Annotated in this window: 20 protein-coding genes; 9 read left to right on the top strand and 11 right to left on the bottom strand. The window is 64.6% G+C overall.

Features of this window, described 5'->3' with window-relative positions; all coding sequences use genetic code 11:
- The first annotated feature begins 524 nt into the window (after positions 1-524).
- A complete protein-coding gene (locus tag HYH07_RS32785; RefSeq protein WP_220006338.1) occupies positions 525-2,036 on the top strand; it encodes a replicative DNA helicase in 1,512 nt (503 codons plus the stop codon).
- 47 nt (positions 2,037-2,083) lie between these two features.
- On the top strand, positions 2,084-3,361 hold the full coding sequence (gene alr, locus HYH07_RS32780; RefSeq protein ID WP_220006345.1) for an alanine racemase: 1,278 nt from the start codon (positions 2,084-2,086) through the stop codon (positions 3,359-3,361).
- A gap of 12 nt (positions 3,362-3,373) precedes the next feature.
- Here the strand turns inward: alr and HYH07_RS32775 are convergent, their stop codons facing one another.
- Positions 3,374-3,592, bottom strand: coding sequence for a cysteine rich repeat-containing protein (locus tag HYH07_RS32775; RefSeq protein WP_057758000.1), 219 nt, complete (start codon positions 3,590-3,592; stop codon positions 3,374-3,376).
- Positions 3,593-3,632: 40 nt separating this feature from the next.
- Here HYH07_RS32775 and HYH07_RS32770 point away from each other — a divergent pair, with 40 nt between their 5' ends.
- Entirely contained in the window at positions 3,633-4,403 is a 771-nt protein-coding gene (locus tag HYH07_RS32770; protein ID WP_220006337.1) for an exodeoxyribonuclease III, read from the top strand.
- A gap of 152 nt (positions 4,404-4,555) precedes the next feature.
- Here HYH07_RS32770 and HYH07_RS32765 read toward each other — a convergent pair whose 3' ends face one another.
- Positions 4,556-5,368: a DUF4886 domain-containing protein gene (locus HYH07_RS32765; protein ID WP_220006336.1), complete on the bottom strand. Its 813-nt coding sequence runs from the start codon at positions 5,366-5,368 to the stop codon at positions 4,556-4,558.
- A 99-nt stretch (positions 5,369-5,467) separates the two neighbouring features.
- A complete protein-coding gene (locus tag HYH07_RS32760; protein WP_220006335.1) occupies positions 5,468-5,836 on the bottom strand; it encodes a GFA family protein in 369 nt (122 codons plus the stop codon).
- Positions 5,837-6,087: 251 nt separating this feature from the next.
- Between HYH07_RS32760 and HYH07_RS32755 the strand changes: the two genes are divergently transcribed.
- On the top strand, positions 6,088-6,813 hold the full coding sequence (locus HYH07_RS32755; RefSeq protein WP_220006334.1) for a sulfite exporter TauE/SafE family protein: 726 nt from the start codon (positions 6,088-6,090) through the stop codon (positions 6,811-6,813).
- Between the two features lie 121 nt (positions 6,814-6,934).
- On the opposite strand, the gene HYH07_RS32750 is transcribed toward HYH07_RS32755, so the two are convergent.
- Together HYH07_RS32750 and HYH07_RS32745 are read right to left on the bottom strand one after the other, a co-directional pair.
- Positions 6,935-8,968: a bifunctional diguanylate cyclase/phosphodiesterase gene (locus HYH07_RS32750; protein ID WP_228749905.1), complete on the bottom strand. Its 2,034-nt coding sequence runs from the start codon at positions 8,966-8,968 to the stop codon at positions 6,935-6,937.
- A gap of 17 nt (positions 8,969-8,985) precedes the next feature.
- Positions 8,986-10,143, bottom strand: a complete 1,158-nt coding sequence (locus tag HYH07_RS32745; RefSeq protein ID WP_220006333.1) for an ABC transporter substrate-binding protein — start codon at positions 10,141-10,143, stop codon at positions 8,986-8,988.
- 330 nt (positions 10,144-10,473) lie between these two features.
- On the opposite strand from HYH07_RS32745, the gene radA reads away from it, so the two are divergent.
- The 5 genes from radA to HYH07_RS32720 all read left to right on the top strand — a co-directional run bounded on the left by radA (position 10,474) and on the right by HYH07_RS32720 (position 16,589).
- Positions 10,474-11,922, top strand: a complete 1,449-nt coding sequence (gene radA / locus HYH07_RS32740) for a DNA repair protein RadA (RefSeq protein ID WP_220006332.1) — start codon at positions 10,474-10,476, stop codon at positions 11,920-11,922.
- Positions 11,923-12,091: 169 nt separating this feature from the next.
- The gene (locus HYH07_RS32735; RefSeq protein ID WP_220006331.1) at positions 12,092-12,721 is read left to right on the top strand and encodes a CvpA family protein; all 630 of its coding nucleotides are present in this window, start codon (positions 12,092-12,094) and stop codon (positions 12,719-12,721) included.
- 28 nt (positions 12,722-12,749) lie between these two features.
- The gene (purF, locus tag HYH07_RS32730; RefSeq protein ID WP_220006330.1) at positions 12,750-14,261 is read left to right on the top strand and encodes an amidophosphoribosyltransferase; all 1,512 of its coding nucleotides are present in this window, start codon (positions 12,750-12,752) and stop codon (positions 14,259-14,261) included.
- A gap of 137 nt (positions 14,262-14,398) precedes the next feature.
- The gene (locus tag HYH07_RS32725) at positions 14,399-15,139 is read left to right on the top strand and encodes an SDR family NAD(P)-dependent oxidoreductase (protein ID WP_220006329.1); all 741 of its coding nucleotides are present in this window, start codon (positions 14,399-14,401) and stop codon (positions 15,137-15,139) included.
- 223 nt (positions 15,140-15,362) lie between these two features.
- Positions 15,363-16,589 (top strand): ABC transporter substrate-binding protein, encoded by a 1,227-nt coding sequence (locus tag HYH07_RS32720; RefSeq protein ID WP_057758017.1) that lies wholly within the window; start codon positions 15,363-15,365, stop codon positions 16,587-16,589.
- Positions 16,590-16,762: 173 nt separating this feature from the next.
- Here HYH07_RS32720 and der read toward each other — a convergent pair whose 3' ends face one another.
- The 6 genes from der to HYH07_RS32690 all read right to left on the bottom strand — a co-directional run bounded on the left by der (position 16,763) and on the right by HYH07_RS32690 (position 22,518).
- Positions 16,763-18,145, bottom strand: coding sequence for a ribosome biogenesis GTPase Der (gene der, locus HYH07_RS32715; protein WP_220006328.1), 1,383 nt, complete (start codon positions 18,143-18,145; stop codon positions 16,763-16,765).
- 52 nt (positions 18,146-18,197) lie between these two features.
- Positions 18,198-18,755, bottom strand: coding sequence for a hypothetical protein (locus tag HYH07_RS32710; RefSeq protein WP_220006327.1), 558 nt, complete (start codon positions 18,753-18,755; stop codon positions 18,198-18,200).
- Positions 18,756-18,804: 49 nt separating this feature from the next.
- On the bottom strand, positions 18,805-19,458 hold the full coding sequence (locus tag HYH07_RS32705; protein ID WP_220006326.1) for a tetratricopeptide repeat protein: 654 nt from the start codon (positions 19,456-19,458) through the stop codon (positions 18,805-18,807).
- A gap of 168 nt (positions 19,459-19,626) precedes the next feature.
- A complete protein-coding gene (locus HYH07_RS32700) occupies positions 19,627-21,213 on the bottom strand; it encodes a class I adenylate-forming enzyme family protein (protein ID WP_220006325.1) in 1,587 nt (528 codons plus the stop codon).
- Positions 21,214-21,286: 73 nt separating this feature from the next.
- Positions 21,287-21,868 carry an NnrU family protein gene (locus tag HYH07_RS32695; RefSeq protein WP_220006324.1) on the bottom strand — a complete coding sequence of 194 codons (582 nt, stop codon included), beginning with the start codon at positions 21,866-21,868 and terminating at the stop codon, positions 21,287-21,289.
- Positions 21,869-21,939: 71 nt separating this feature from the next.
- Positions 21,940-22,518: a hypothetical protein gene (locus HYH07_RS32690; protein ID WP_220006323.1), complete on the bottom strand. Its 579-nt coding sequence runs from the start codon at positions 22,516-22,518 to the stop codon at positions 21,940-21,942.
- Positions 22,519-22,590: the final 72 nt, after the last annotated feature.

Genomic DNA, 22,590 nt, shown 5'->3' with positions numbered 1-22,590 from the left:
GGGTTCGGGATAATCCCCGGCCCCACCCGCCTGTTCCCTGCCTACCCCCGAAAGAAACCGAAGAGATGTGATCTGCTTCACATTCCCGAGGTCGGAGCTGGCCTAGACCGTCGCCATGAGAAAGCAGACCCAAACCTCATTCGACGTCCAGGACGAACTTCGCACCGACTACGCCCTGATCGCCACCGGCGTCGGCGCGGCCCTGGTGGCGTTGGTTTATCTCCTGCTGGTCTGATCCCGCACCGGAAAACGCCCGCGCACCGCTTCACGCGCTTTCAAATAGGTCTGCGCCTCAATTCATTAGGTTCACCCTGTCCGGATTTTTCCGTGGCGCGATCGCGGCCACTTCCGGTCCGGCCTTGAGTTCCGCGAAAATCCGTCAAGCGCGGCGAATAAAGACGCCGCCAATCATCCACCGCTTTTAAGATCGGTTGATAGTGACGAAGTTTTAGCTTCCGCTTTGGCCTGGAGCGGCGCTTTATCCCGGCCCCGCATCCGCCCCAGAAACTTGCTATCGCTCGACCATGGCCCTGACTGATTCGAACGTCCTCAAACTTGCGCCCGAGCCCGGAACGCCCTCCTATCGGAGCGCGCCGCACAATATCGAGGCGGAACAGAGCCTTCTGGGCGCGATCCTGGTCAACAACGACGCCTTCTACCGGGTCTCCGACTTCCTGGAGGCGAAGCATTTCTTCGAGCCGTTGCACCAGACCATTTTCGAGACCGCCGGCAGCCTGATTCGGATGGGCAAGATCGCCACGCCCGTCACGCTGAAGACGTTCCTGCCCGCGGACACCGACGTTGGCGGCATGACCATCGGCCAATATCTGGCGCGGCTGGCGGCCGAAGCGACCACGATCATCAACGCCCAGGATTATGGGCGCACGGTCTACGACCTTTCCTTGCGCCGCGACCTGATCGGCATCGGCGAGGACATGGTCAATGTCGCCTATGACGCCCCGGTCGATTTCCAGCCGCGAGCCCAGATCGAGGACGCCGAGCGAAAGCTCTACGAGCTTGCCGAGTCCGGCCGTTACGACGGCGGCTTCCAGAAATTCTCGCAGGCGCTCGCGGTCGCGGTCGACCTCGCGGCCAAGGCGTTCCAGCGCGACGGAAAGCTGTCCGGCATCTCGACCGGCATGCGCGACCTCGACACCAAGATGGGCGGATTGCAGCAGTCCGACCTCATCATCGTCGCGGGCCGTCCCGGCATGGGCAAGACCTCGCTGGCGACCAACATCGCCTACAATGTCGCACGAGCCTACGTTCCGGAACTCCAGGCCGACGGCACCACCAAGGCCGCCAATGGCGGCGTCATCGGTTTCTTCTCCTGCGAAATGTCGGCCGACCAGCTCGCCACGCGTATCGTGGCTGAGCGCACCGGCGTTCCCTCCTCCCACATCCGGCGCGGCGGCATCTCGGAAGCCGATTTCGAGAAGATCCGGGAGGTCTCGATCGAGCTGCAATCGCTGCCGTTCTATGTCGACGCGACCGGTGGCCTGTCGATCGCGCAGCTGATGGCGCGCGCGCGCCGGCTGAAGCGACAGAAGGGCCTCGACCTGCTCGTGATCGACTACATCCAGCTGCTGTCAGGCTCGAGCAAGCGCGCCAGCGACAGCCGCGTGCAGGAAATCACGGAGATCACGACCAGCCTGAAGGCACTCGCCAAGGAACTCAATGTTCCCGTCATCGCGCTGTCCCAGCTCTCACGCCAGGTTGAATCCCGCGACGACAAACGGCCGCAGCTCTCGGACTTGCGTGAATCCGGATCGATCGAGCAGGACGCCGACGTCGTCCTGTTCGTGTACCGCGAGGAATATTACCTCGCGATGAAGGAGCCCCGCCCAGGCACGCCGGAACACGAGAAGTGGCAGCTCGACATGAGCCTTGCGCACGGAAAAGCCGAGGTCATCATCGGCAAGCAGCGCCACGGCCCGACCGGCACCGTCGATTTGGCGTTCGAAGCTTCGGTCACGAGGTTCGGCGACCTTGCACCGGACAGTCAGGTGCCGGCTCGCGGCGGCGACGACTACTGAGTTCCTTGAACCGGCCCGGCCTCTTCGCGTAAAACGACGCCATGACAATGGTGTCCGACCCGAACATGATCCCGCAATCCGGCCTTCTCTCCGCGGAGGCCAATCAGGCTGCCGCCCTCGCTGCCTATGGCGGCGTGCTCACCATCGACCTCGACGCCATCATCGCCAACTGGCGCAAGCTCGAGAAGACTGCCGTGCCGGCCGAGTGCTCCGCGGTGATCAAGGCCGACGCCTATGGCTGCGGCACCGCGCAGGTGGCGCAGGCGCTCAACAAGGCCGGCTGCAAGACCTTCTTCGTCGCCACCATCGAGGAGGCCCGCACGGCGCGCGCAGCCGTGCCCGATGCCACCATCTACGTGCTCGGCGGCTATTTCCAGAACACCGGCGAGCACTACGCCAAGATCAACTGCCGGCCCGTCATTGGCGACCTCAACGAGCTCGCCGAATGGGACGTGTTCTGCCGCCGCTCCGGCTGGTCCGGCGGCGCCGCCATCCATATCGATACCGGCATGAACCGGCTCGGGCTGACGCTGTCGGAGGCGCAGGCCATCATCCCCCGCATCAATGCCGGCGATCACGGCATCACGCTGGTGATGAGCCATCTGGTCTCGGCCGAGCAGCTCAACAATACGATCAACGCGAAACAGCTCGCGGCCTTCCGCGCCATCGCCAGCGAATTCTCCGGCGTGCCGGCGGCGCTCGCCAATTCCTCCGGCATCTTCCTCGGCGCGCCGTTCCAGTTCGACCTGGTGCGGCCGGGCGCCGCGCTCTACGGCGTCAATCCGACACCGGAGGCCGACAATCCGATGCAGCCGGTCGTCGACCTCAAGGCGCGCATCGTGCAGACCCGCTCGATCGAGCGCGGAGAGACCGTCGGCTATGGCGGCACCTGGTCGGCACGGCGGCCGACCAAACTCGCGATCATCGCGGTCGGCTATGCCGACGGCTATTTCCGCGCCGCCAGCTCCAATGACGGCACGCGCGGCGCCGAGGTGATCGTCGCCGGCAAGCGCTGCCCGGTCGCGGGGCGCATCTCGATGGACCTGATCGCGATCGACATCACCGATCTGCCGCCGAACGCGGCGCGCCGAGGCCATATGGTGACGCTGCTCGGCGAAGGCATCACCGTCGACGAGCTCGCCCATCATTTCGGCACGATCGGCTATGAGGTGCTGACCAGCCTCGGCCGCCGCTACGCCCGCGTCTACAAGGGCGGCAATGTGGTCGAGCCGCTGGTGAAGCCGGAGCCCGCGAAGGCCGCAGAGCAGCCGCCCTCCCCGCCGCCGCTTGCGCAGCCGGCAAGCCCGCCGCCGCTGCCGAGCTGAGCGGTCAGCCGCTTACTTCTTCTTCCTGCTGTCCAGCGCGGCCTTGCAAGTCGTGCTGAGCTGATCGCGCTTGCCGTTGAGGCAGGCCACGATGCCGCCGCCGGGCGCGATGCCGGCGCAGAATTTGTCGTAGTCCGCCTTGCATGCGCCGCGCGTATCGGCCGATTGTGCTGAAGTGGCCCCGGAGAGTGCGACGACGAATGCGATGGCGGCAAAGCTCAACTTGGACATTGTATCTCCGGTGACGGAATTCAGGAGCCGGTAGCTCTACATGAAGATTGCGACATTCAACATCAATAACATCAATCGCCGCCTGCCCAATCTGCTCGCATGGATGCGCGCGGCAAAGCCCGATATCGTCGCGCTTCAGGAACTGAAGGCCAGTGATGGCGAATTTCCGGCGGAAGCGATCGAGAAAGCCGGCTACGGCGCAGTTTGGCGTGGACAAAAGACCTGGAACGGCGTCGCCATCCTCGCCCGCAACGCCGAGCCTGTGCTGACGCGCGACCGCCTGCCGGGACGGCCTGATGATCACGAGGCGCGCTACATCGAAGCTGCCGTGCGCGGCATCATCGTCACCAGCATCTACCTGCCGAACGGCAATCCGCAGCCGGGCCCGAAATTCGACTACAAGCTCGACTGGTTCGCGCGGCTGAGGCGCCACGCCAAGACCTTCCTCAAGCAGGATCTGCCCGTGGTGCTCGCCGGCGATTACAATGTTGCGCCCACCGAGATCGACATCTATCCGACGCGCTCATGGGACAAGGATGCGCTGATCCAGCCGAAGAGCCGCGCGGCCTTCGCCTCGCTGGTCGAACAGGGCTGGTGCGATGCGATCCGCGAGCTTCATGGGGAGGAGCGCATCTACACCTTCTGGGATTACAAGCGAAACCGCTGGCAGCGCGATGCGGGCCTGCGGCTCGATCATCTGCTGCTGAGCCCTGCCCTCGTCCCACGCCTGGCCAAGGCCGGCGTCGACAAGACGGTTCGCGGTGAAGACGGTGCGAGCGATCACGCGCCGGCGTGGGTGGTGCTGAAATAAGTGAGGTGCCGTAGGGTGGGCAAAGCGACTTGTCCGCCGTAGCTCGAAGAGCGAAGGCGGAACCGTGCCCACCAAAATTCGCTTACGGAGATAGGTCCTGGGCACGGCGCAAGCGCGCCTTTGCCCACCCTACGATTGATCGCCCAGTCCGATCACCGCCCGTAATACTCCTGCACCGTGTCCCACGCCGCCTTCTGCAGCAGCTGCGCCGTCTCCGGATCAATCCCCATGGTGTAGGAATTCCCAACCGGCGAACGTCCCGTCAGCGCGGCGAGCGTGACGCAGGCGGCGAGATAGGTGCCGGCCGGGCTCGGATGCCGCCGGTCCGGCGCATAGAGGTTGAGCTCCGGCTGCAGCTTGCGCACGCGCGCGAAAGCGAGGCCTGCAGGAATGACCAGCGCATCATTGGCATTGCCGGCGGTCGTATAGGCATCAGCCAGCCCTTCCGTCATCTCAGGCTTGTCGAGATAGGCCCAGGACATGAACAGCACCGGCCGCATGCCGTGGGCGCGGACGATCTCGCTGTCCTTCTTGGCGAAGATGGTGAAGGCGTCCTTCAGCTGCGGATGGATCGGGCACTGGCTGCAATCCATCATCACGACCGTGTCGTACTGCTTGCCCGGCTTGTTGAAGACGACATTGTTGTCGTCGTCGAAGGAATAGGCGCCGAGGCCTCCCGGCCGCAGCAGATTGTCCATGTCGTGCCAATCGAGGCCGGAGCCGCCGATCGTGACCATGGTGTTGCGATAGGCCATCTTGTCGGTATCGATGGCCCGCTCCATGAGCGAGAGGCGGCCCGGCATACCGTTGTTGTAATAGAAAAAGCTGTTGCCGACGAACAGCGTGGCCTTGGGAAAGTCGGGCCCGAGCGTCGTGACCTTCGGCTTGGTCTGCGCTTGCGCATTGAAGCTGGCCGCAACGGCTAGAGACATTGCGACCATCACTTGCGCAAAAACACGCATCATCGATTCCTCCCTTTATTATCGGCCCGGAATCAAATCAGCTTTCCCAGCCAGCCTCAAGGGGATGCGCATGCACGCAGATATGCGTGGGGCGCCGCCTGCTCACCACAGATTCTTGCCGTCGATCATATTGACCGGAACCGTCTCCAGGTCGAAATCGTCGAACAGGCGTGCGTTCACCGCGACCTTGGGATTGTCGAAATCCGGCTTGCCGGTCGACCAGTCCGGCGACTCCGAATAGGTGCCGCAGCCGCAATTGGCGCAGTAATGATGCTTGACGGTGCGGCTCCCCCAGAGATAGGTCGCAACGTTGTCGGGGGGCGAGAGCAGGCGAAATTGCGCCGGTGTGTAATAGGCCCACAGCGCGCCGCGCTTGGCGCAGAGCGAGCAGGTGCAGCGCGTTACGCTCGCAGGCGCCTCCGTCACCTCGAACACCGTCTCTCCGCAATGACAGCTTGCCTCGACCGGCATGATCCGCTCCCGTTTTGTCAGGAGGTGGTCATAGCCCGCCCCTGCTGCCAACATGCTGTCAGCAGCGAGGCCACTCAAACGAAATCACGAAAACAACCCCATGCACAGTAGACGGCTCGGCTGAATCCCTGCCCTACCGTTATTCCGAAATTGCGTTTGACTTGTCGGGCAAAACACTGGCAGAATGTCACCATGGACGAACTCCCCGTGCGCCGCGATCGGGAATCCGTCAATGTCCCGGAGCTCCGCCTTTGGCCTTCCTCTTCGTCCTCTGTGTTGGCCTGATCGCAGGCACCATTTCCGGCATCGTCGGCACGGGCTCGTCGATCATGCTGATGCCGGTGCTGGTCTATGCCTATGGGCCGAAGGAGGCCGTGCCGATCATGGCGGTTGCTTCCGTCATGGCAAACTTTTCGCGGATTCTGGCGTGGTGGCGCGAGGTCGATTGGCGGGCCTGCGCGGCCTATTCGGTCACGGGCATTCCGGCCGCGGTGCTGGGCGCGCGGACGCTGCTCGCCCTGCCCGCGCACGCCGTCGACCTCGCCATCGGCATCTTCCTGATCGCGATGGTTCCGGTGCGGCACTGGCTGGCGCGGCACGACCTCAAGGCCAAGCTCTGGCACTTGGCGATCGGTGGCGCGATCATCGGCTATCTCACCGGCATTGTGGTCTCGACCGGTCCGCTCAGCGTGCCCCTGTTCCTGTTCTACGGTCTCTCCAAAGGCGCATTTCTCGCGACCGAAGCCGCCTCCTCGCTCGGGCTGTATTTCGCCAAATCGGTCACGTTCGAGCGCTTCGGCGCGTTGACGCAGGAGGTCTTCATCAAGGGCCTGATCGCAGGTTCCTCGCTGATGGCAGGCGCCTTCGTCGCCAAGCGCTTCGTGCTGCACCTGAAACCGGAGATGTTTCGCCTGGTGATGGATGCGATCATGATCGCAGCCGGGCTTTCGATGCTCTGGAATGCGACGCGGCCGTAAAGCGCGATGAGATTGTCATCGCGCTTTAGCTCTTTGTTTGAGCATGATCTCCGCGCAAGCGCGTTCCGCCGATGTCGCGAGGGAAAACCGCTTCACACTTTTCCGGATCATGCTCCGGCGCTCAAACCGCGAACTCGGGCGCGATCGACGGGCTGTCGACCAGCACGCGGTCTTCGCCGCCGCATTCTGCAAGCTGGCGCAGCACCGCATCGAGCGGCTGCGGCTTGTGGAACAGAAAGCCCTGGCCGAGCCTCACGCCCATCTCGCGCATGGCCTGCACCTGCTCGGCCCGCTCGATGCCTTCCGCAACCAGGGTGAGCCCCAGCGTGCCGGCGAGCGAGGCGATGACGCCGACGATGGCCCTGTCCTCGGCGCTTTCGGGGATTTCGTGGATGAACGCCTTGTCGATCTTGACCTTGTCGAGCGGAAATCGCCTGAGATGCGCAAGCGAGCTGTAGCCCGTCCCGAAATCGTCGAGTGCGATGGTGGCGCCGAGGCGCCGCAGCCGGCGCAACGTGTCAGATGCGCTGGCAATGTTGTTGATCAGCGACCCCTCGGTGATCTCGAGTTCGAGCAACGAGGGCGCAACACCGAACCGCTCGCAAGTCTCGCGCAAGCAGGCTGCGAGCGAATGGTCGGCAAGCTCGGACGGCGGCAAATTGATCGCGATGCGTATGTGCGGCGTGCCGGCAGCCGCAAGGCGTTGCAGCGCGCGGCAGGCGTCGGTCAGCACGTAGCGCGTCAGGCGGGCATTGTTGCCGCTACGCTCGATCAGCGGCAGGAATTCACCGGGGTTGATCACGCCGTGCTCCGGGTGACGCCAGCGAATGAGCGCCTCCAGGCCGATGACGTCCTGGGTCTCGAGGTCGACCTGGCTCTGATACCAGACCTCGAACTGGCCCTCGGAGAAGCCGGAGGGAACGGCAAGCTCCAGCTCCCTGCGGCGGCGATAATCGTGTTGAAGCGCTTCATCCAGCACCGCAACAGTGCCGGGCGCCTTGCTCTTGGCGTGGTAGAGCGCGATGTCGGCGAGCGCCGGCAAGTGCGACAATTCGGGATCGCCGGCATGGCGCACGGCCAAGCCGATGCTGGCGCGCGGCACGACCTGCTTGTCATGCAGCATGATCGGCGCGGAGATCGCCTCCAGCAATTGCCGCGCGAAAGCCTGTGCGGCCGCCTCGTTGCTGACTTCAGGGCGAATGACCACGAACTCGTCGCCGCCGAGCCGCGCGACCCAATCCTCGGGCTCGACCGTGCCACGTAGCCGCTCGGAGATATGGACCAGGAACTTGTCGCCGGCATCGTGACCAAAAGTATCGTTGATGCCCTTGAAGTCGTCGAGATCGATGAAGCTGAAGGCGATCAGTGCATCCGGCGAGCCGGCATCCCTGCTCAAGGTCACCAGACGCTCGGATAGCGAGCGACGGTTGGGTAGCCCCGTGAGAGGATCGTGATCGGCCATATGGCCGAGCCGGTCGAGCGCGCCTGATGTCGTGTGCTGCATCGCGTTGAAGGCGATCGCGAGCTGGCCGAATTCGTTGGATGATTTGACATCGGCCGGATAGGCGCGGCCGTCCTGCTTGCTGCGCTGGATCGCCGACATCATCGCAGCCAGAGGCTTGCCGATGAAGATGTTGGCGGAGATTCGCATCGCGATCACGGTCGCAAGCGTTCCGAGCAGTCCGACGACGAGAAGCAGCCCCAGCCTGCTGCCGGCGCCCATATAGAGGCTCGCGTAGGAATAGGCGATCGCGATGCGACCGGCCTGAACGGCCATGTTGCCGTTGCTGTAGTTGATCGGCCGCGAGACTTCCGTGAGCGCCTGTACCACGGGCCGCGCCACCACACGGGCGATCACGACGCCGGTGTCATCGTAGACCGCGGCAGCGGCGATGCTCTCGTCGTGCATGATCTCGTTGAGCACGCCCGTGACCTGGTCGTAGCGCATCTTCCACAGCGGCTCGGCGATCAGCTCGGCGCGGCTCTCGGCGACGCGGGCAATGCGGGCATCGAGCTGCCTGATCTGCACCCAGAAGCTCGAGATCTCGACGCCGGCCGAAGCGAGCAGCTGCACCAGCAGCAGCACGGGCACGGTCGCCCAGATCATCGCGCGAACCACCGAGCGCGATGGTGCGGGCTTGTTCGAACCTTTCATCCCGTCAGCGTCCCGCATCATTCACCGGCGCCGCGTGACGGCGATATTGAGGACATCAGAGCCTCCACGGAGAAGTCGTATTGGCCGCAACGTCCCGCCTTGGCCCTGAACTGCGCAAAGTCGATCCGGTCGAAGGCGCGCGTGGCGATCAGCGCCGCGACGGAAGCGAGATTGTCGCGCGTGATCGCCGACGTCTTGACCTCGACATGCGGCGAATTGGCCGCGAAATCGCAACCATCGGCAAAGTCGCGCAGCAGCACGATCGACCAGCCGCCAAGCAGGAAGTGGCCGCCATCGCTCAGCAGCAGGCGGCCAGCCTTGATTTCGCGCAGCGCGTCCTCCGACCAGTTGAGGCCGACCACCTGAATCTGCTCGCCCGGCGTGATGCCGGCGGCCGCGACCGCCCTTAGCGCGCCCAGCGCCATGGGGTCGTTGCCGGCCCAGATCCCCGCTGGACGAATGCCCTTGCGCTGCGCCCAGCCGAGATAATTCGCAGCGACCTGCTCCGCCTCGGACTGCGTCCAGTTGGCGAACAGCATCCGGTCCAGCACCACGTCGGGCGCGGCTGCGACCGCGAGTTGCAGGCCGACATTGCGAGCGATCGACGCCGGCGTGATCTCGTCGCCGCCGATCGCGAGCAGATGGATCTTGCCGTCGGGACTCTGCCGTTTTTCGTTGCGGGCGGCGCCGATCAGTGCATTGGCCATCCGCGTGCCCGCGGTCGTCAGATCGGTCGTGATGTCGCCGAGCCAATTCTTGAGAACGTGGCGCGGCGGTCCAAGACGCTTCGCATCCTCGCCAATCAACGAGTTCGACAGCAGCAGCGTCTTGATGCCCGCGACTTCGGCGGCCTCCAGGATCGGAACGGCGGCAGACTCTTCGTTCGAGAGAATGAGGAAGTCGGGCTTATCGGCGCGCGCGACCACACCGAGGCCGAGCTCCTGCATGGTGCGGTAGTTGCGCTCGCTGGTCAGCACCTCGACCTTGGCGTCAAGCTTGCGGCCGGCGGCCTGCATGGTCTGCGCGACCATGTCCCAATAGATCTCGCCGATCTTGCCGGGGCTTACGAAGACGATGTTGAGCGGTTTGGCATCGGCCGCAACAGTGTAGCCGCCGGGCGCAAGAACACCGCAGGCGATGCTCATGGCGAGCCACATACGCAAGATTATCGTCATTCGTTCCGTCACTCCGTCTTGGTTCCGACGCTGGACCCGCGTCCGCTAACATTTGGCAAAGTCCGGCGTGACGCGGCGGCGTAGAGCTAACAAAGGGTGTATCGGCTGCGCGGAATTGGGCTAAAGCGCGATGAGATTGGGTTGAATCGTCATCGCGCTTCAGCTCTTTGTTTGAGCATGATCTCCGCGCAAACGCGTTCCGCTGATGTCGCGAGGGAAAACCGCTTCACACTTTTCCGGATCATGCTCTATTGGAAGCGCTCACGGACGCCCGCGCTATCCACCGTTCCGTGCTATCAGCGCATTGGTAACCTCCGACTCACCATACCCATGGCCAAGAACACGCTTTCCTTCGTCTGCCAGAACTGCGGCGCGGCCTATAACCGCTGGCAGGGCAAATGCGAGTCCTGCGGCGAGTGGAATACGCTCGCCGAGGAAGATACCAGCGGCAGCGTGCCGGTCTCGATCCGCTCCAAGCGCAAGGGCCGGACCTTTGCGCTGGAGAGCCTGGCCGGCAAAAGTCCCGATGCACCGCGCATGTCCTCTGGGCTGACCGAGCTCGACCGCGTCACCGGCGGCGGCTTTGTCCGCGGCTCGGTGCTGCTGGTCGGCGGCGATCCAGGTATCGGCAAATCGACGCTGCTGACGCAGGCGACCAGCATGATGGCGCGCGCCGGCCACCGCATCGTCTACATCTCCGGCGAAGAAGCCATCGCCCAGGTGCGCTTACGCGCCGAGCGGCTCGGGCTGTCGGATGCACCGGTGCAGCTTGCGGCCGAGACCTCGGTGGAAGATATCGTCTCGACACTGTCCGAAGGCACGGTGCCGCGGCTGATCGTGATCGACTCGATCCAGACCATGTGGACTGACACGGTGGAATCCGCCCCCGGCACCGTCACGCAGGTCCGCGCGTCGGCGCAGGCGCTCATTCGTTTCGCCAAGAAGACGGGTGCGGCCATCATCCTGGTCGGCCACGTCACCAAGGACGGCCAGATCGCCGGCCCTCGCGTGGTCGAGCACATGGTCGATGCCGTGATGTCGTTCGAGGGCGAAGGTTCGCAGCAATTCCGCATCCTGCGCGCCGTCAAGAACCGCTTCGGTCCGACCGACGAGATCGGCGTGTTCGAGATGACGGGCCTTGGCCTGCGCGAGGTCACCAACCCCTCCGAGCTGTTCCTGTCCGAACGCGATCTCGGCACGCCCGGCACGGCAGTCTTTGCGGGCATCGAAGGCACGCGGCCCGTCCTGGTCGAATTGCAGGCACTGGTGGCGCCGACCTCGCTCGGTACCCCACGCCGTGCCGTGGTCGGCTGGGACCAGAGCCGGCTCTCGATGGTGCTGGCGGTGCTGGAGGCCCATTGCGGGGTCAAGCTGTCCGGCCACGACGTCTATCTGAATGTCGCGGGCGGCCTGCGCATCCACGAGCCGGCAGCCGATATGGCCGCCGCGGCGGCGCTTGTGTCGTCGCTGGTTAATGCGCAGTTACCCACCGATGCCGTTTATTTCGGCGAGATTTCGCTCTCTGGCGTGATCCGCCCGGTGGCGCAGACCCCTGCCAGGCTCAAGGAAGCGGCCAAGCTCGGCTTCAAGCGCGCGGTGCTGCCCGAATCGGCCCGCGGGGGCGAAGCGAGCGGTGACGCCGGATTGGCCCTGAACGCGGTCAACAGCCTCACGACCCTGGTCGCAGAGATCGCCGCCAAGGGCTCTCGCCGCGGCGATTCACCCCCGCCTGCGGAGAAAAATGCCACACCGGCAAGATTCCGCCGCGGGGAGGGTTAGCTGGAGGTGACGCCAAGCGCCCCCGCCGCTATACAGCCGTCACAAAAGCAGCATGGGATTGCGTGGTTGCGGCCTTGCCGGGAACGTCGTCCGGCCTTCAGTTAGGGGCGGCGGCCAAACACCGATTCGCTGAGCACCCTTTGAGCGTACGAGCGGACCAGACCAGCCGATGCCAGTTACACTCCTCGACCTGATCCTGCTCGGCGTGATGCTGATCTCGGGCCTGCTCGCCATGGTCCGCGGCTTCATGCGCGAAATCCTCTCGATCGCAGCCTGGGGTACGGCGGCAATCGTGACGCTGTACTCGTTTTCCAAGCTGCTGCCGACGGCCAAGACCTATTTCAACAACGACACCGTCGCGAGCGTGGTCGTGGTCGCCGGCGTGTTCGTCGGTACCCTGGTCGTGGTTTCCGTCATCACGGTCCGGATCTCCGACATGATCCTGGATTCGCGCATCGGCGCGCTGGACCGCACCCTCGGCTTCCTGTTTGGCCTGGCTCGCGGGCTTTTGATCGTCGTGGTCGCCTTCCTGTTCTTCACCTGGCTGGTGCCGGACAAGCAGCGCCCGGACTGGGTCAGCGGGGCCAAGTCCCGCGTGGTGCTCCAGGGAACCGGGGATTGGCTGATGGCCCTCTTGCCTGACGACCCCGAGAACACCATCTTGAAGAGATTCAAGAAAAACAAACCAGATGATGATCAAGCTGAAACCGAGCAGCAGCCTTCGGGCAGTGGCGACGGCTACAGCAAACCGGCTCGTGACAGCCTGAAAAAGCTGATCGAGAAACCTGCGGCGCGTTGATTGCCCTTAACAGAGAGGCGCGGACGAGATGCGACACCCTGACCAGGACGCCCACACTGAACTCGATCCCGGCTCCGCCGCGCTAGAGCTTCAGGACGACCTGGACGGAGACACAGTTCGCGAGGAATGCGGCGTCTTCGGCATCTACGGACATCCTGAAGCTGCCGCCATCACGGCGCTCGGCCTCCACGCCCTCCAGCACCGCGGCCAGGAAGCAGCCGGCATCGTCTCCTACGACGGCAGCCGCTTCCACAGTGAACGGCGCCTCGGTCTCGTCGGCGACACCTTCTCCCGCCGCGAGGTGATCGACCGCCTCCCCGGCACCGTGGCGGTCGGCCACGTCCGCTACGCGACGACCGGCGCCACCATCCTGCGCAACGTGCAGCCGCTGTTCGCCGAGCTCAATGCGGGCGGCCTCGCGGTCGCTCACAACGGCAACCTGTCCAACGGCCTGACGCTGCGCCGCGAACTCGTCAGAAGCGGCGCCATGATGCAGTCGACCTCCGACACCGAGGTGATCCTGCATCTGGTGGCGCGCTCCAGGCGCGCCCGCTTCATCGAGCGCTATATCGATGCGCTGCGCGAGATCGAAGGCGCCTATGCGCTGGTCTCGCTCACCAACAAGAAGCTGGTCGGCGCGCGCGATCCGCGTGGCATCCGCCCGCTGGTGCTGGGCGAGCTCGACGGCTGCCCGATCCTGACGTCTGAGACCTGCGCGCTCGACATCATCGGCGCGCGCTTCGTGCGCGACATCGAGCCCGGCGAAGTCATCGTGTTCGACGAGAACGGCCAGGACATCCACAAGCCGTTCCCGCCGATGGCGCCGCGTCCCTGCATCTTCGAATACATCTACTTCTCGCGTCCTGACTCCGTCGTCCACGGCCGTTCGGTCTACGAGGTGCGCAAGGCCTTTGGCGCCCAGCTCGCGCGCGAGAGCCATGTGCCTGTCGACGTCGTGGTCCCGGTGCCGGATTCCGGCGTGCCCGCGGCGGTCGGCTACAGCCAGCATTCGGGCGTGCCGTTCGAGCTCGGCATCATCCGCAACCACTATGTCGGCCGCACCTTCATCCAGCCAACGCAGGCGATCCGCGAATCCGGCGTGCGCATGAAGCACTCGGCCAACCGCGCCGCGATCGAAGGCAAACGCATCATCCTGATCGACGACTCCCTGGTGCGCGGCACCACGTCGAAGAAGATCGTGCGCATGATGCGCGATGCCGGCGCCAAGGAAGTGCACTTCCGCCTCGCCTCGCCCCCGATCCTCTACCCCGATTATTACGGCATCGACCTGCCCGACCGCGGCGGCCTCTTGGCCGCGACGCATTCGCTGGAGGAGATGCGCGAGCTGATCGGCGCGGACTCGCTCGCCTTCCTGTCGATCGACGGCATGTACCGCGCCATGGGCGAGCCCGGCCGCGACCCCGCCAATCCGAAGTTTGCCGATCACTGCTTCACCGGCGTCTATCCGACCCACCTCACCGACCAGACCCAGACCGAGCCGCAACCGCGGCAGCTGTCCCTGCTGGCGGAGGCGAGCTGACGAAAGGTCGTTCCCGGGGCTGATCCGAGGCCCTTTTCGTCATGGCCGGGCTTGTCCCGGCCATCCACGTCTGTAATACCCGCCGCAAAGAACGTGGATGCCCGGGACAAGCCCGGGCATGACGGAAGCATTTGACGATGACCAAACCCCTCGCCAACCGCATCGCTCTCGTCACCGGCGCCTCGCGCGGCATCGGCTTTGCCACGGCGCTGGCGCTGGCGAAGGCCGGCGCGCATATCGTGGCCACCGCGCGCACGCAAGGCGGGCTCGAGGAGCTCGACGACGAGATCCGCAAAGTGGGCGGCAGCGCCACCCTGGTGCCGCTCAACCTGACCGATTCCGACGGCATCGCGCGGCTCGGCGCGGGACTGCACGAGCGCTATGGCAAGCTCGACGTCCTCGTCGGCAATGCCGGCGTGCTCGGCCCCTCCTCGCCGGTCGGCCATATCGAGCTGAAGACGTTCAACGAGGTCATGGCCGTCAACGTCTCCGCGAACTTCCAGCTGATCCGCTGCATGGAGCCGCTGCTGAAGCAGTCCGATGCGGGGCGCGCCGTGTTCATCACCTCGGGCGCCGCCAACAAGGCGACCGCCTATGTCAGCCCCTACGCCGCCTCCAAGGCCGCGCTGGAGACGCTGGCGCGCGCCTGGGCGCAGGAGACCGCGAACACCGCAATCCGGGTTAATCTGTTCAACCCCGGCCCGATCCGCACCCGCATGCGCGCCACCCTGATGCCGGGCGAGGATCCCGCAACGCTCGACACGCCCGAACAGGTCGCCGAATTCATCGTTCCGATGTGCGCGCCTGATTGGACCGAGACCGGCAAGTTCTATGACTACAAGACGCGCAGCCTGTTGAGCTTCCGCGCGCCGGCCTGACCGAAGCATGGTCGGTCCACCCCGCGGCCGCGCGACCGATTGATGAAATTTGGGTCAATGCCAGGTTGCTCGAGTTAACCGACCGCCCTGACCGCTACGATTAGCGCATTGCCGCAAGCACCGAGACACGCTATCGGGAACATCACGATCATTACCGATCGCGCCGACGGTCAAAAGCCCCATCAAAGAGGGCTGTCCCGGCATACCATTTGGAGGGAATACAATGAGGAATTTGCGCGCGTGGCGCTACGCCGCGCTGTTGACCTGTGCCGGCCTCGGCTTTGCGACGTCGGCGTCTGCCCAGGACAAGACCATCAAGATCGGCGTGCTCAACGACATGTCGAGCCTCTACGCCGACATCGGCGGCCCGAACTCGGTCGCAGCCGTGAAAATGGCAGTCGAGGATTCCGGCCTGAAGGCCAAGGGCTGGACCATCGAGGTCCTCTCCGGCGACCACCAGAACAAGCCCGACATCGGCGTCAACATCGCGCGGCAATGGATCGACGCCGAGAAGGTCGACGCCATCGCCGACACGCCGAGCTCGGGCGTTGCGCTCGCGGTGAACAACCTCGTCAAGGAAAGGAACTCGGTGCTGCTCAATTCGGGTGCGGCGACCGCAGACCTCACCGGCAAGGCCTGCACGCCCAACACCATCTCCTTCACCTACGACACCTACATGCTCGCCAACGGGACCGGCAAGGCGCTGACCAAGGCGGGCGGTGACAGCTGGTTCTTCCTGACCGCGGACTACGCGTTCGGCCATGCGCTGGAGCGCGACACCGGCTCCGTCGTGACGGCCACTGGCGGCAAGGTGCTGGGTGGCGTCAAGCACCCGCTGAACACCGCGGACTTCTCCTCCTTCCTGCTCCAGGCCCAGTCGTCGAAGGCAAAGATCATCGGCCTTGCCAATGCGGGCGGCGATACCACCAATGCGATCAAGCAGGCCGCCGAGTTCGGCATCGTCTCCGGCGGCCAGAAGCTCGCGGCGCTGCTGCTGTTCATCAACGACGTGCATTCGCTCGGCCTGAAGACCGCCCAGGGCCTGACCTTCACCGAATCCTTCTACTGGGATCTCAACGACCAGACCCGCGAATGGTCCAAACGCTTCCAGAAGGTTTCGCCGAAGGGCTCGATGCCCTCGATGACGGTCGCAGGTCTCTATGCCGAGATCCTGCATTACCTGAAGGCGATGGAGGCACTCGGCGGCAATCCGCATGACGGCGCCAAGGTCGTCGCCAAGATGAAGGAGCTGCCCACGGACGATCCGCTGTTCGGCAAGGGCCCGCTGCGCGCCGACGGCCGTCGCCTGATCCCGGCCTATCTGTTCGAGGTGAAGAAGCCGGAGGAATCGAAAGGACCGTGGGATTATTACAAGCTGATCGCCACCATTGCGCCTGAGGATGCGGCCAAGCCGCTCGAAGCCAGCGACTGCCCGCTGGTGAAGAAATAAGTTCGTAGGGTGGGTTAGCAGGCGGCTGCGCAACGCGCAGTCCGCTGGCGTAACCCACCTCTTCTGTCTCCGCGGAAATGAAAGAGGTGGGTTACGCCGCGCGGTTTGCGCTTCGCGCCATCCGCGCGGCTAACCCACCCTACGGCACTTCATTTCGGAAACTGCCCAGCCGCTCACGACGGACGCTTGCGCTTGTGGGCGAACGGATTGGCCTTCTCGCGCAGGGTGATGCGCACCGGGGTGCCCGGCAGGTCAAAGGCCTCGCGCATCGAGTTGATGAGATAGCGCAGATAAGATTGCGGCACCGCATCCGCGCGCGAGCAGAACAGCACGAAGCTCGGCGGACGCGCCTTGGTCTGGGTGATGTAGTTCAGCTTCAGCCGGCGGCCCGACACGGCGGGCGGCGGATTGGCCTGGATCGCCTGCTCGAACCAGCGATTAAGCGCGGAGGTCGGCACGCGTTTGTTCCAGAGCGCATAGGCATCCTGGATCGCCTGCATCAGGCGATCAATGCCCTCGCCCATCAGGCCGGAGACGGCCACGATCGGCACGCCCTTGAGCTGCGGCAGCCAATGATCGGCATCGCGGCGCAGACCGGAGATGGCGCCGCCGCCCTTGGTCTCCATCAGGTCCCATTTGTTGACAGCAAGCACGACCGCGCGGCCCTCGCGTTCGATCAGGTCGGCGATGCGCAGATCCTGCTCCTCGAAGCGATTTTGCGAATCCATCATCATCACGACGACTTCGGCAAAGCGCACCGCACGCAGTGCATCTGCGACCGAGAGCTTCTCCAGCTTCTCCTCGATGCGGGAGCGCCGGCGAAGGCCTGCGGTGTCGAACACCCTGAACTCGCGGCCCCTCCAGTTGATCTCGACTGCGATGGAATCGCGGGTGGTACCGGCCTCCGGGCTCGTCAACAGACGCTCCTCGCCGAGCAGATGGTTGATCAACGTCGACTTGCCGGCGTTGGGACGGCCGACGATGGCCACCCGGATCGGACGCGTCGCAGCCTCTTCCTCCGAGATCGGCTCGTCGTCCTCGGCCTCGTCCTCGCTGGCAGGCTCCGGCATCAGCTTGGCGAGCGCGTCGTAGAGCTCGCCCATGCCTTCGCCATGCTCGGCGGAAATCTGGATGGGATCGCCGAGGCCAAGCGCAAAGGCTTCCATCGCACCGGCATCGCCATGCCTGCCTTCGCTCTTGTTGGCGACCAGCAGCACCGGCTTGTTGGCCTTGCGGGCGAAATCGGCGAAGGCGCGGTCGGTGGGAGTAAGGCCGATGCGGGCATCTATCACGAAGAACAGCGCATCGGCCTGCGCGATTGCGGTCTCGGTCTGCTCCTGCATGCGGGCCGTCAGCGAGCCCTTGGCGCCCTCGTCGAGACCGGCGGTGTCGATGATGGTGAATTCGAGATCGCCGAGCCTGGCCTCACCCTCGCGGCGGTCGCGGGTGACGCCGGGCAGATCATCGACGAGCGCGAGCTTCTGTCCGACCAGGCGGTTGAACAGCGTCGATTTGCCGACATTGGGCCGGCCGATGATGGCGATTGTAAAGGACATCGATCATTCGTGCGCCGCGGAGGCTGCGCCTGTCAATTCAGGGAAAAAAATATCAGCGCGAGAAAGTGCCGCTGGGCAGCGGAGCCGGGAACGCTCCCTGCGTCTGCTGTTGCTGGGTGGTCTGCTGCGCCGGTGGCGCCGGCTGCTGGGCGGATTGCTGGTCCGGCGGCGCGGTGGTGCGCTTGCGGACGATCTTGTGCTTGGGCGCCGGGGCAGCGGGCGCGGGCGCTGCATCGGGCTGGACCTCGCCGTCGACCTCGCCGGTCGGCGCAGCGGCGTTGGGGGCCGACTGCCTGGTCTTCTTGCCCTTGGCGGACTTCGCCGATTTCGGTGGCTCGGCGGGCGCCGGCTCAGCCGGCAGCGCCGCGACGGCCGGCGCATTCGGGTCCTGCTGCTGCTGCGCTCCCTTGTACATCTCCTTCGGCACGCCCTGCTCGAGGCCAGGCACGCCCTCGGGGAAGACAGGCTTGCGCTCGCCCGGCAGCTTCTTCTTCGTATCGAGGAAGTCCATCAGGTCGCTCGGATCGAATCCGCCGCTCGAGCAGCCGCCCAGGAGGCCCGTGAAGGCGATCAGGACGGCGACTGCAATCAAACGTGGCGTGCGGCGCATATCGATATCTCGTCTAGCTCTCAGGACCGTCAGCTCGGCTGTTCTCAGTTCAGCTCTTGGCGACGGGCGGCAGCAGGGCCTGGAGCGCCTCGGCGCGCGAGCGCAGGCTAGGCGGCGTTTCGCCGTCCTCGGCGATCGCGTCGACCCATTTGCGGGCTGCGGTCATGTCGTTGTTGCGCCAGGCCGATAGCGCCAGCAATTCGCGGGCGCTGTGGCGGAAGGTCGATTTGGGCTCGGCGGACGTTTCCAGCCGCTGCTGGATATCAGCGTAGCTTGCGCTGTCCACCAGCAGGCTCGCCGCGCGGATCTTCGCAAGATCCTGCCACTCGCTGCCGACGCTGCGGTCGGCGACGATGTCGTCATACATCTTTGCCGCAGCCTTGGGATCGCGGGCCGATGCCTCCCCCGCGGCGCGGAGGCGCGCCAGCGTGCGGTAACCAAACGGGGCCTTGGCGGCGAGATCGGCAAAGGCCGACTCGGCCTCGGCGTGCTTGCCCTGCTCCGAGAGTTCGACAGCCTTTTCGAACGTGGCGCCCGCCTCGGCGGCCTTCTTGGCCTCCAGGTATTGGTAGCCGCGCCAGCCACCCACGGCCGCCACGATCAGCACCATCAGGGCGATGAAGTAGAGCGAATATTTGTCCCACAGCTTTTTGAGCTGTTCGCGACGTACTTCCTCGTCGACTTCGTCAAATAATTCAGACACTTAAGATAATCCCATGCCCGGCCGGGAGCACGCGCCAGATCGCGCGCGTCGAAAGCCCGTCCCCATTTGGCGGCGGCGATACCCTATCGATATGGCGGTGGCAAGGCAAAGCAAGGCCGATCAAGGCGTTAACGCCCAATCCAGGATAATCCGCAGCTGCAGGAGACCCTACCAGAGCTCCCGCAGCTGTCGCTTCAGGACCTTTCCGTTGGCGTTGCGCGGCAGGGGCTCGGCGGTGATCACCATTGTCTCCGGCACCTTGTAATCAGACAGTCGCTCGGCGCACCAGGCCCGCAAGTCGTCGCTGCCGACCTGTGCGCGCGTGACCACGACCGCGTGGACGCGCTCGCCCAGCACAGGGCATGGCTTTGCGATGATCGCGCTCTCGACCACGGCGGGATGGCCCGCCAGCACGGATTCCACCTCGGCTGAATAGATCTTGAGGCCGCCGCGATTGATCATGTCCTTCTGCCGGTCGAACACGCGGACGAATCCATCGGCATCGACTGAACCCAGATCGCCCGAATGCCAGAAGCCGGCGGTAAAGCTTTCGGCCGTGGCCTTCGGATTGTTCCAGTAGCCCTTGATGACAGAGGCACTCTGAATCCAGAGCTCGCCGATCTGGCCGGGTGGAAGTTCGCGGCCATCCGCCCCCATCGCGATGATCCGCGCACCCGGACACGGCAGGCCGACGCTGTCGATATGGCTCGCCGTCAGCTCGCCCGGCATGATGGTCGACGGCGACGTCGTCTCGGTCGCGCCGTAGCAATTTGCGAGCTTCAGGCCAGGAATTGTTGCCTTGAGCCTCTCGATGGTCGCCACCGGCATCGGCGCGCCGCCGAAGCCGCCAATGCGCCAGCTCGAGAGATCATAGCTGTCGAAATCCGGCTGCAGCAGGCAGAGATTGTACATCGCCGGCACCATCACGGTGTAGGTGACGCGCTCGCGCGCCGCGAGCTTGAGGTAATCGGCCGCCTTGAATTCCGGCATGATGATCAGAGCGCCGCCGCAGCAGATCATCGTTGTGATGTTGGCGACGACGCCGGTGACGTGACCGAGCGGGACGGCTGCGATCGAGCGGTCGGCCGCCGTCAATTCCAGGCAGGAGACGAACACCATCGAGGAGTGCACGATGTTGCAATGGGCCAGCATGGCGCCTTTCGGCTTGCCCGTCGTACCCGAGGTATAGAGGATCATCGCGGTGTCCTCCTCGTTCGTCTCGATCGGCGTTGGAGCCGGCGCGTTGTCGGAGAGCAAGGAGAAGCGCGAAAGCTTGGTGTCATCATCGATCGCGATGCGGTGGATCATTTCGGGGACATCGCGCGCATCCGGCAGCCGTTCGGTGAGCGCCGCCTCGTGGATCAGGATCCTGGCGCCGCAATCGGCGAGCACATAAGCGATCTCAGGTTTCTGCTGGCGCGTGCTGAGCAGCACCGTAACCAGCCCCTCATGCGCGGCGGCGAACAGCAACAACGGAAATTCGATGCGGTTGCCGAGCAGGATCGCAATGCGCTCACCGCGTTGCAGGCCGAGCTTGCGAAAACCTGATGCAATCCGCGCCGCCTGCTCCGCAGTTTGCCGCCAGCTCAGCCGGACATTGCCGCAGACGAGCGCTTCGCTGTCGCCGTTGCGCGCGGCGGTCTCCGCAATCATTGCCCACAAGCTCGAAGGCCGATCGACGAAGGCCGGCACCACCCGGTCGCCAAAGCGCGCCTCGAGGTGCATCGGCGGAATCTGAGATTGCGACCAGTCCATCGGCAGGCCCTCATCTTCTTGCTCTTGTCTCCTTCCGCACATGAGCGCGGAGGCGATGTCTTGCGTTCACCGGCTAGCCCATCACGGGAACACCGATCACGACAGGATGGAATGCAAAGGCCAGCGCCAGATAGGCGACAATGCCGACGGCGACTGCAATCAGATCATTGGTGACACCGCCCACCGGAATCGGCGGCCCGCCGCTATCGGTGCGATGCTTCAGCGAGATGCGGTCATACACGCCCCAGCCCAGGAACGAGCCGAACAGGATGATGGAGCCGAGATCGCCGTTGGCGAGCAGATGCGCAAACGCCCAAAGCTTCACGCCGGCGAGCATCGGATGCTGCAGCGTCGCATAGATGCGCCCGCGCAAATAGGAGGCGACCACCAGGATGACGGCAGGCAGCATCAGCGCGACCGTAATGTGCTTCAGCGCCTTGGGCGGATACCAGACATCGATCCAGCCGGTCGAACGATAATGGCCAAAGCCCCAGACGATCAGCGCCAGCCCTGCAAGCGAGACGACCGAATAGAGGATCTTGTAGGTCCCCTCACCCAGCTGCGCGATCGCCTGCGCGCGTGCGTCTCGCTTCGTTGTGAAAACATGGGCGGCGAAAAACAGCACCAGCCCCAGGATCATGACCAGCAGACCCACGACATCCTCCCCTTAACCCAGCGCCCCGCCTCTGAGGTATCATCCATTGGCCGCCGATCGCAACTGACGCGCTACTTTCCGGGCTCTCGATTGTCGACATAGCGGATCGCAATTGGCCGTCCGGCCAAAGCGCCACCGAGGCCGCTGGTGAACTTCAGCGGCAGACAGGCGTTCAGAGACGAATTGATCGCGTTGAGGTAGGTGGTTCTGATATCGGCGGGGACGCCAGCGGTCGCAAAGGTCAGCCGCGGCGGGCCGATCAGGCCGCCGGCTTTGTTGAAGCTGAAGCGGACGGCCATCTGCATGCCTGCGCGCACATTGTCTGACGGCGGCGACCAGCACGTGCGCAGCTCGGCAAAGAGGTCGCCGATCGTATCGAGATCGTGATCCGGCTTTTGATACTTGGCCCGATCAGCCTCCGCCGGCACGCTCTCGATCGTGAGCTGAAGGTTCTCGCCGTAGGGATAGTCGATCTCGGGAATGCAGGGACCAGGCTCGAGCGGACTGCAATAGGACGGCGTGCACGGCCGGCCATCGAGCACACTGCACGGCTCATGCGCAAACGGGATCGGATTGATCTGGCGACGCTGCGCGTCGGCCGCGACGGTCGAGATCGCCAATAGCAGGAAAAGGAGGATGCCGCGCCACATGCTTTCAGCTCGCGATGTCATGTGAGCGAAACGTGATACCGTCTGTGGGAGCGTCAAGCCCGCGGCGTTCAC

Source organism: Bradyrhizobium sp. BR 10261, from assembly GCF_019455395.1.
Classification (GTDB): domain Bacteria; phylum Pseudomonadota; class Alphaproteobacteria; order Rhizobiales; family Xanthobacteraceae; genus Bradyrhizobium; species Bradyrhizobium manausense.
This window is presented reverse-complemented; position numbering and strand designations above follow the sequence as displayed.

Bases quoted from the DNA above. Each gene is read 5' to 3' on its own strand.
- HYH07_RS32785 (WP_220006338.1), top strand. From the start codon at position 525: ATGGCCCTGACTGATTCGAACGTCCTCAAACTTGCGCCCGAGCCCGGA.
- alr (WP_220006345.1), top strand. From the start codon at position 2,084: ATGGTGTCCGACCCGAACATGATCCCGCAATCCGGCCTTCTCTCCGCG.
- HYH07_RS32775 (WP_057758000.1), bottom strand. From the start codon at position 3,592: ATGTCCAAGTTGAGCTTTGCCGCCATCGCATTCGTCGTCGCACTCTCC.
- HYH07_RS32770 (WP_220006337.1), top strand. From the start codon at position 3,633: ATGAAGATTGCGACATTCAACATCAATAACATCAATCGCCGCCTGCCC.
- HYH07_RS32765 (WP_220006336.1), bottom strand. From the start codon at position 5,368: ATGATGCGTGTTTTTGCGCAAGTGATGGTCGCAATGTCTCTAGCCGTT.
- HYH07_RS32760 (WP_220006335.1), bottom strand. From the start codon at position 5,836: ATGCCGGTCGAGGCAAGCTGTCATTGCGGAGAGACGGTGTTCGAGGTG.
- HYH07_RS32750 (WP_228749905.1), bottom strand. From the start codon at position 8,968: ATGAAAGGTTCGAACAAGCCCGCACCATCGCGCTCGGTGGTTCGCGCG.
- HYH07_RS32745 (WP_220006333.1), bottom strand. From the start codon at position 10,143: ATGACGATAATCTTGCGTATGTGGCTCGCCATGAGCATCGCCTGCGGT.
- radA (WP_220006332.1), top strand. From the start codon at position 10,474: ATGGCCAAGAACACGCTTTCCTTCGTCTGCCAGAACTGCGGCGCGGCC.
- HYH07_RS32735 (WP_220006331.1), top strand. From the start codon at position 12,092: ATGCCAGTTACACTCCTCGACCTGATCCTGCTCGGCGTGATGCTGATC.
- purF (WP_220006330.1), top strand. From the start codon at position 12,750: ATGCGACACCCTGACCAGGACGCCCACACTGAACTCGATCCCGGCTCC.
- HYH07_RS32725 (WP_220006329.1), top strand. From the start codon at position 14,399: ATGACCAAACCCCTCGCCAACCGCATCGCTCTCGTCACCGGCGCCTCG.
- HYH07_RS32720 (WP_057758017.1), top strand. From the start codon at position 15,363: ATGAGGAATTTGCGCGCGTGGCGCTACGCCGCGCTGTTGACCTGTGCC.
- der (WP_220006328.1), bottom strand. From the start codon at position 18,145: ATGTCCTTTACAATCGCCATCATCGGCCGGCCCAATGTCGGCAAATCG.
- HYH07_RS32710 (WP_220006327.1), bottom strand. From the start codon at position 18,755: ATGCGCCGCACGCCACGTTTGATTGCAGTCGCCGTCCTGATCGCCTTC.
- HYH07_RS32700 (WP_220006325.1), bottom strand. From the start codon at position 21,213: ATGGACTGGTCGCAATCTCAGATTCCGCCGATGCACCTCGAGGCGCGC.
- HYH07_RS32690 (WP_220006323.1), bottom strand. From the start codon at position 22,518: ATGTGGCGCGGCATCCTCCTTTTCCTGCTATTGGCGATCTCGACCGTC.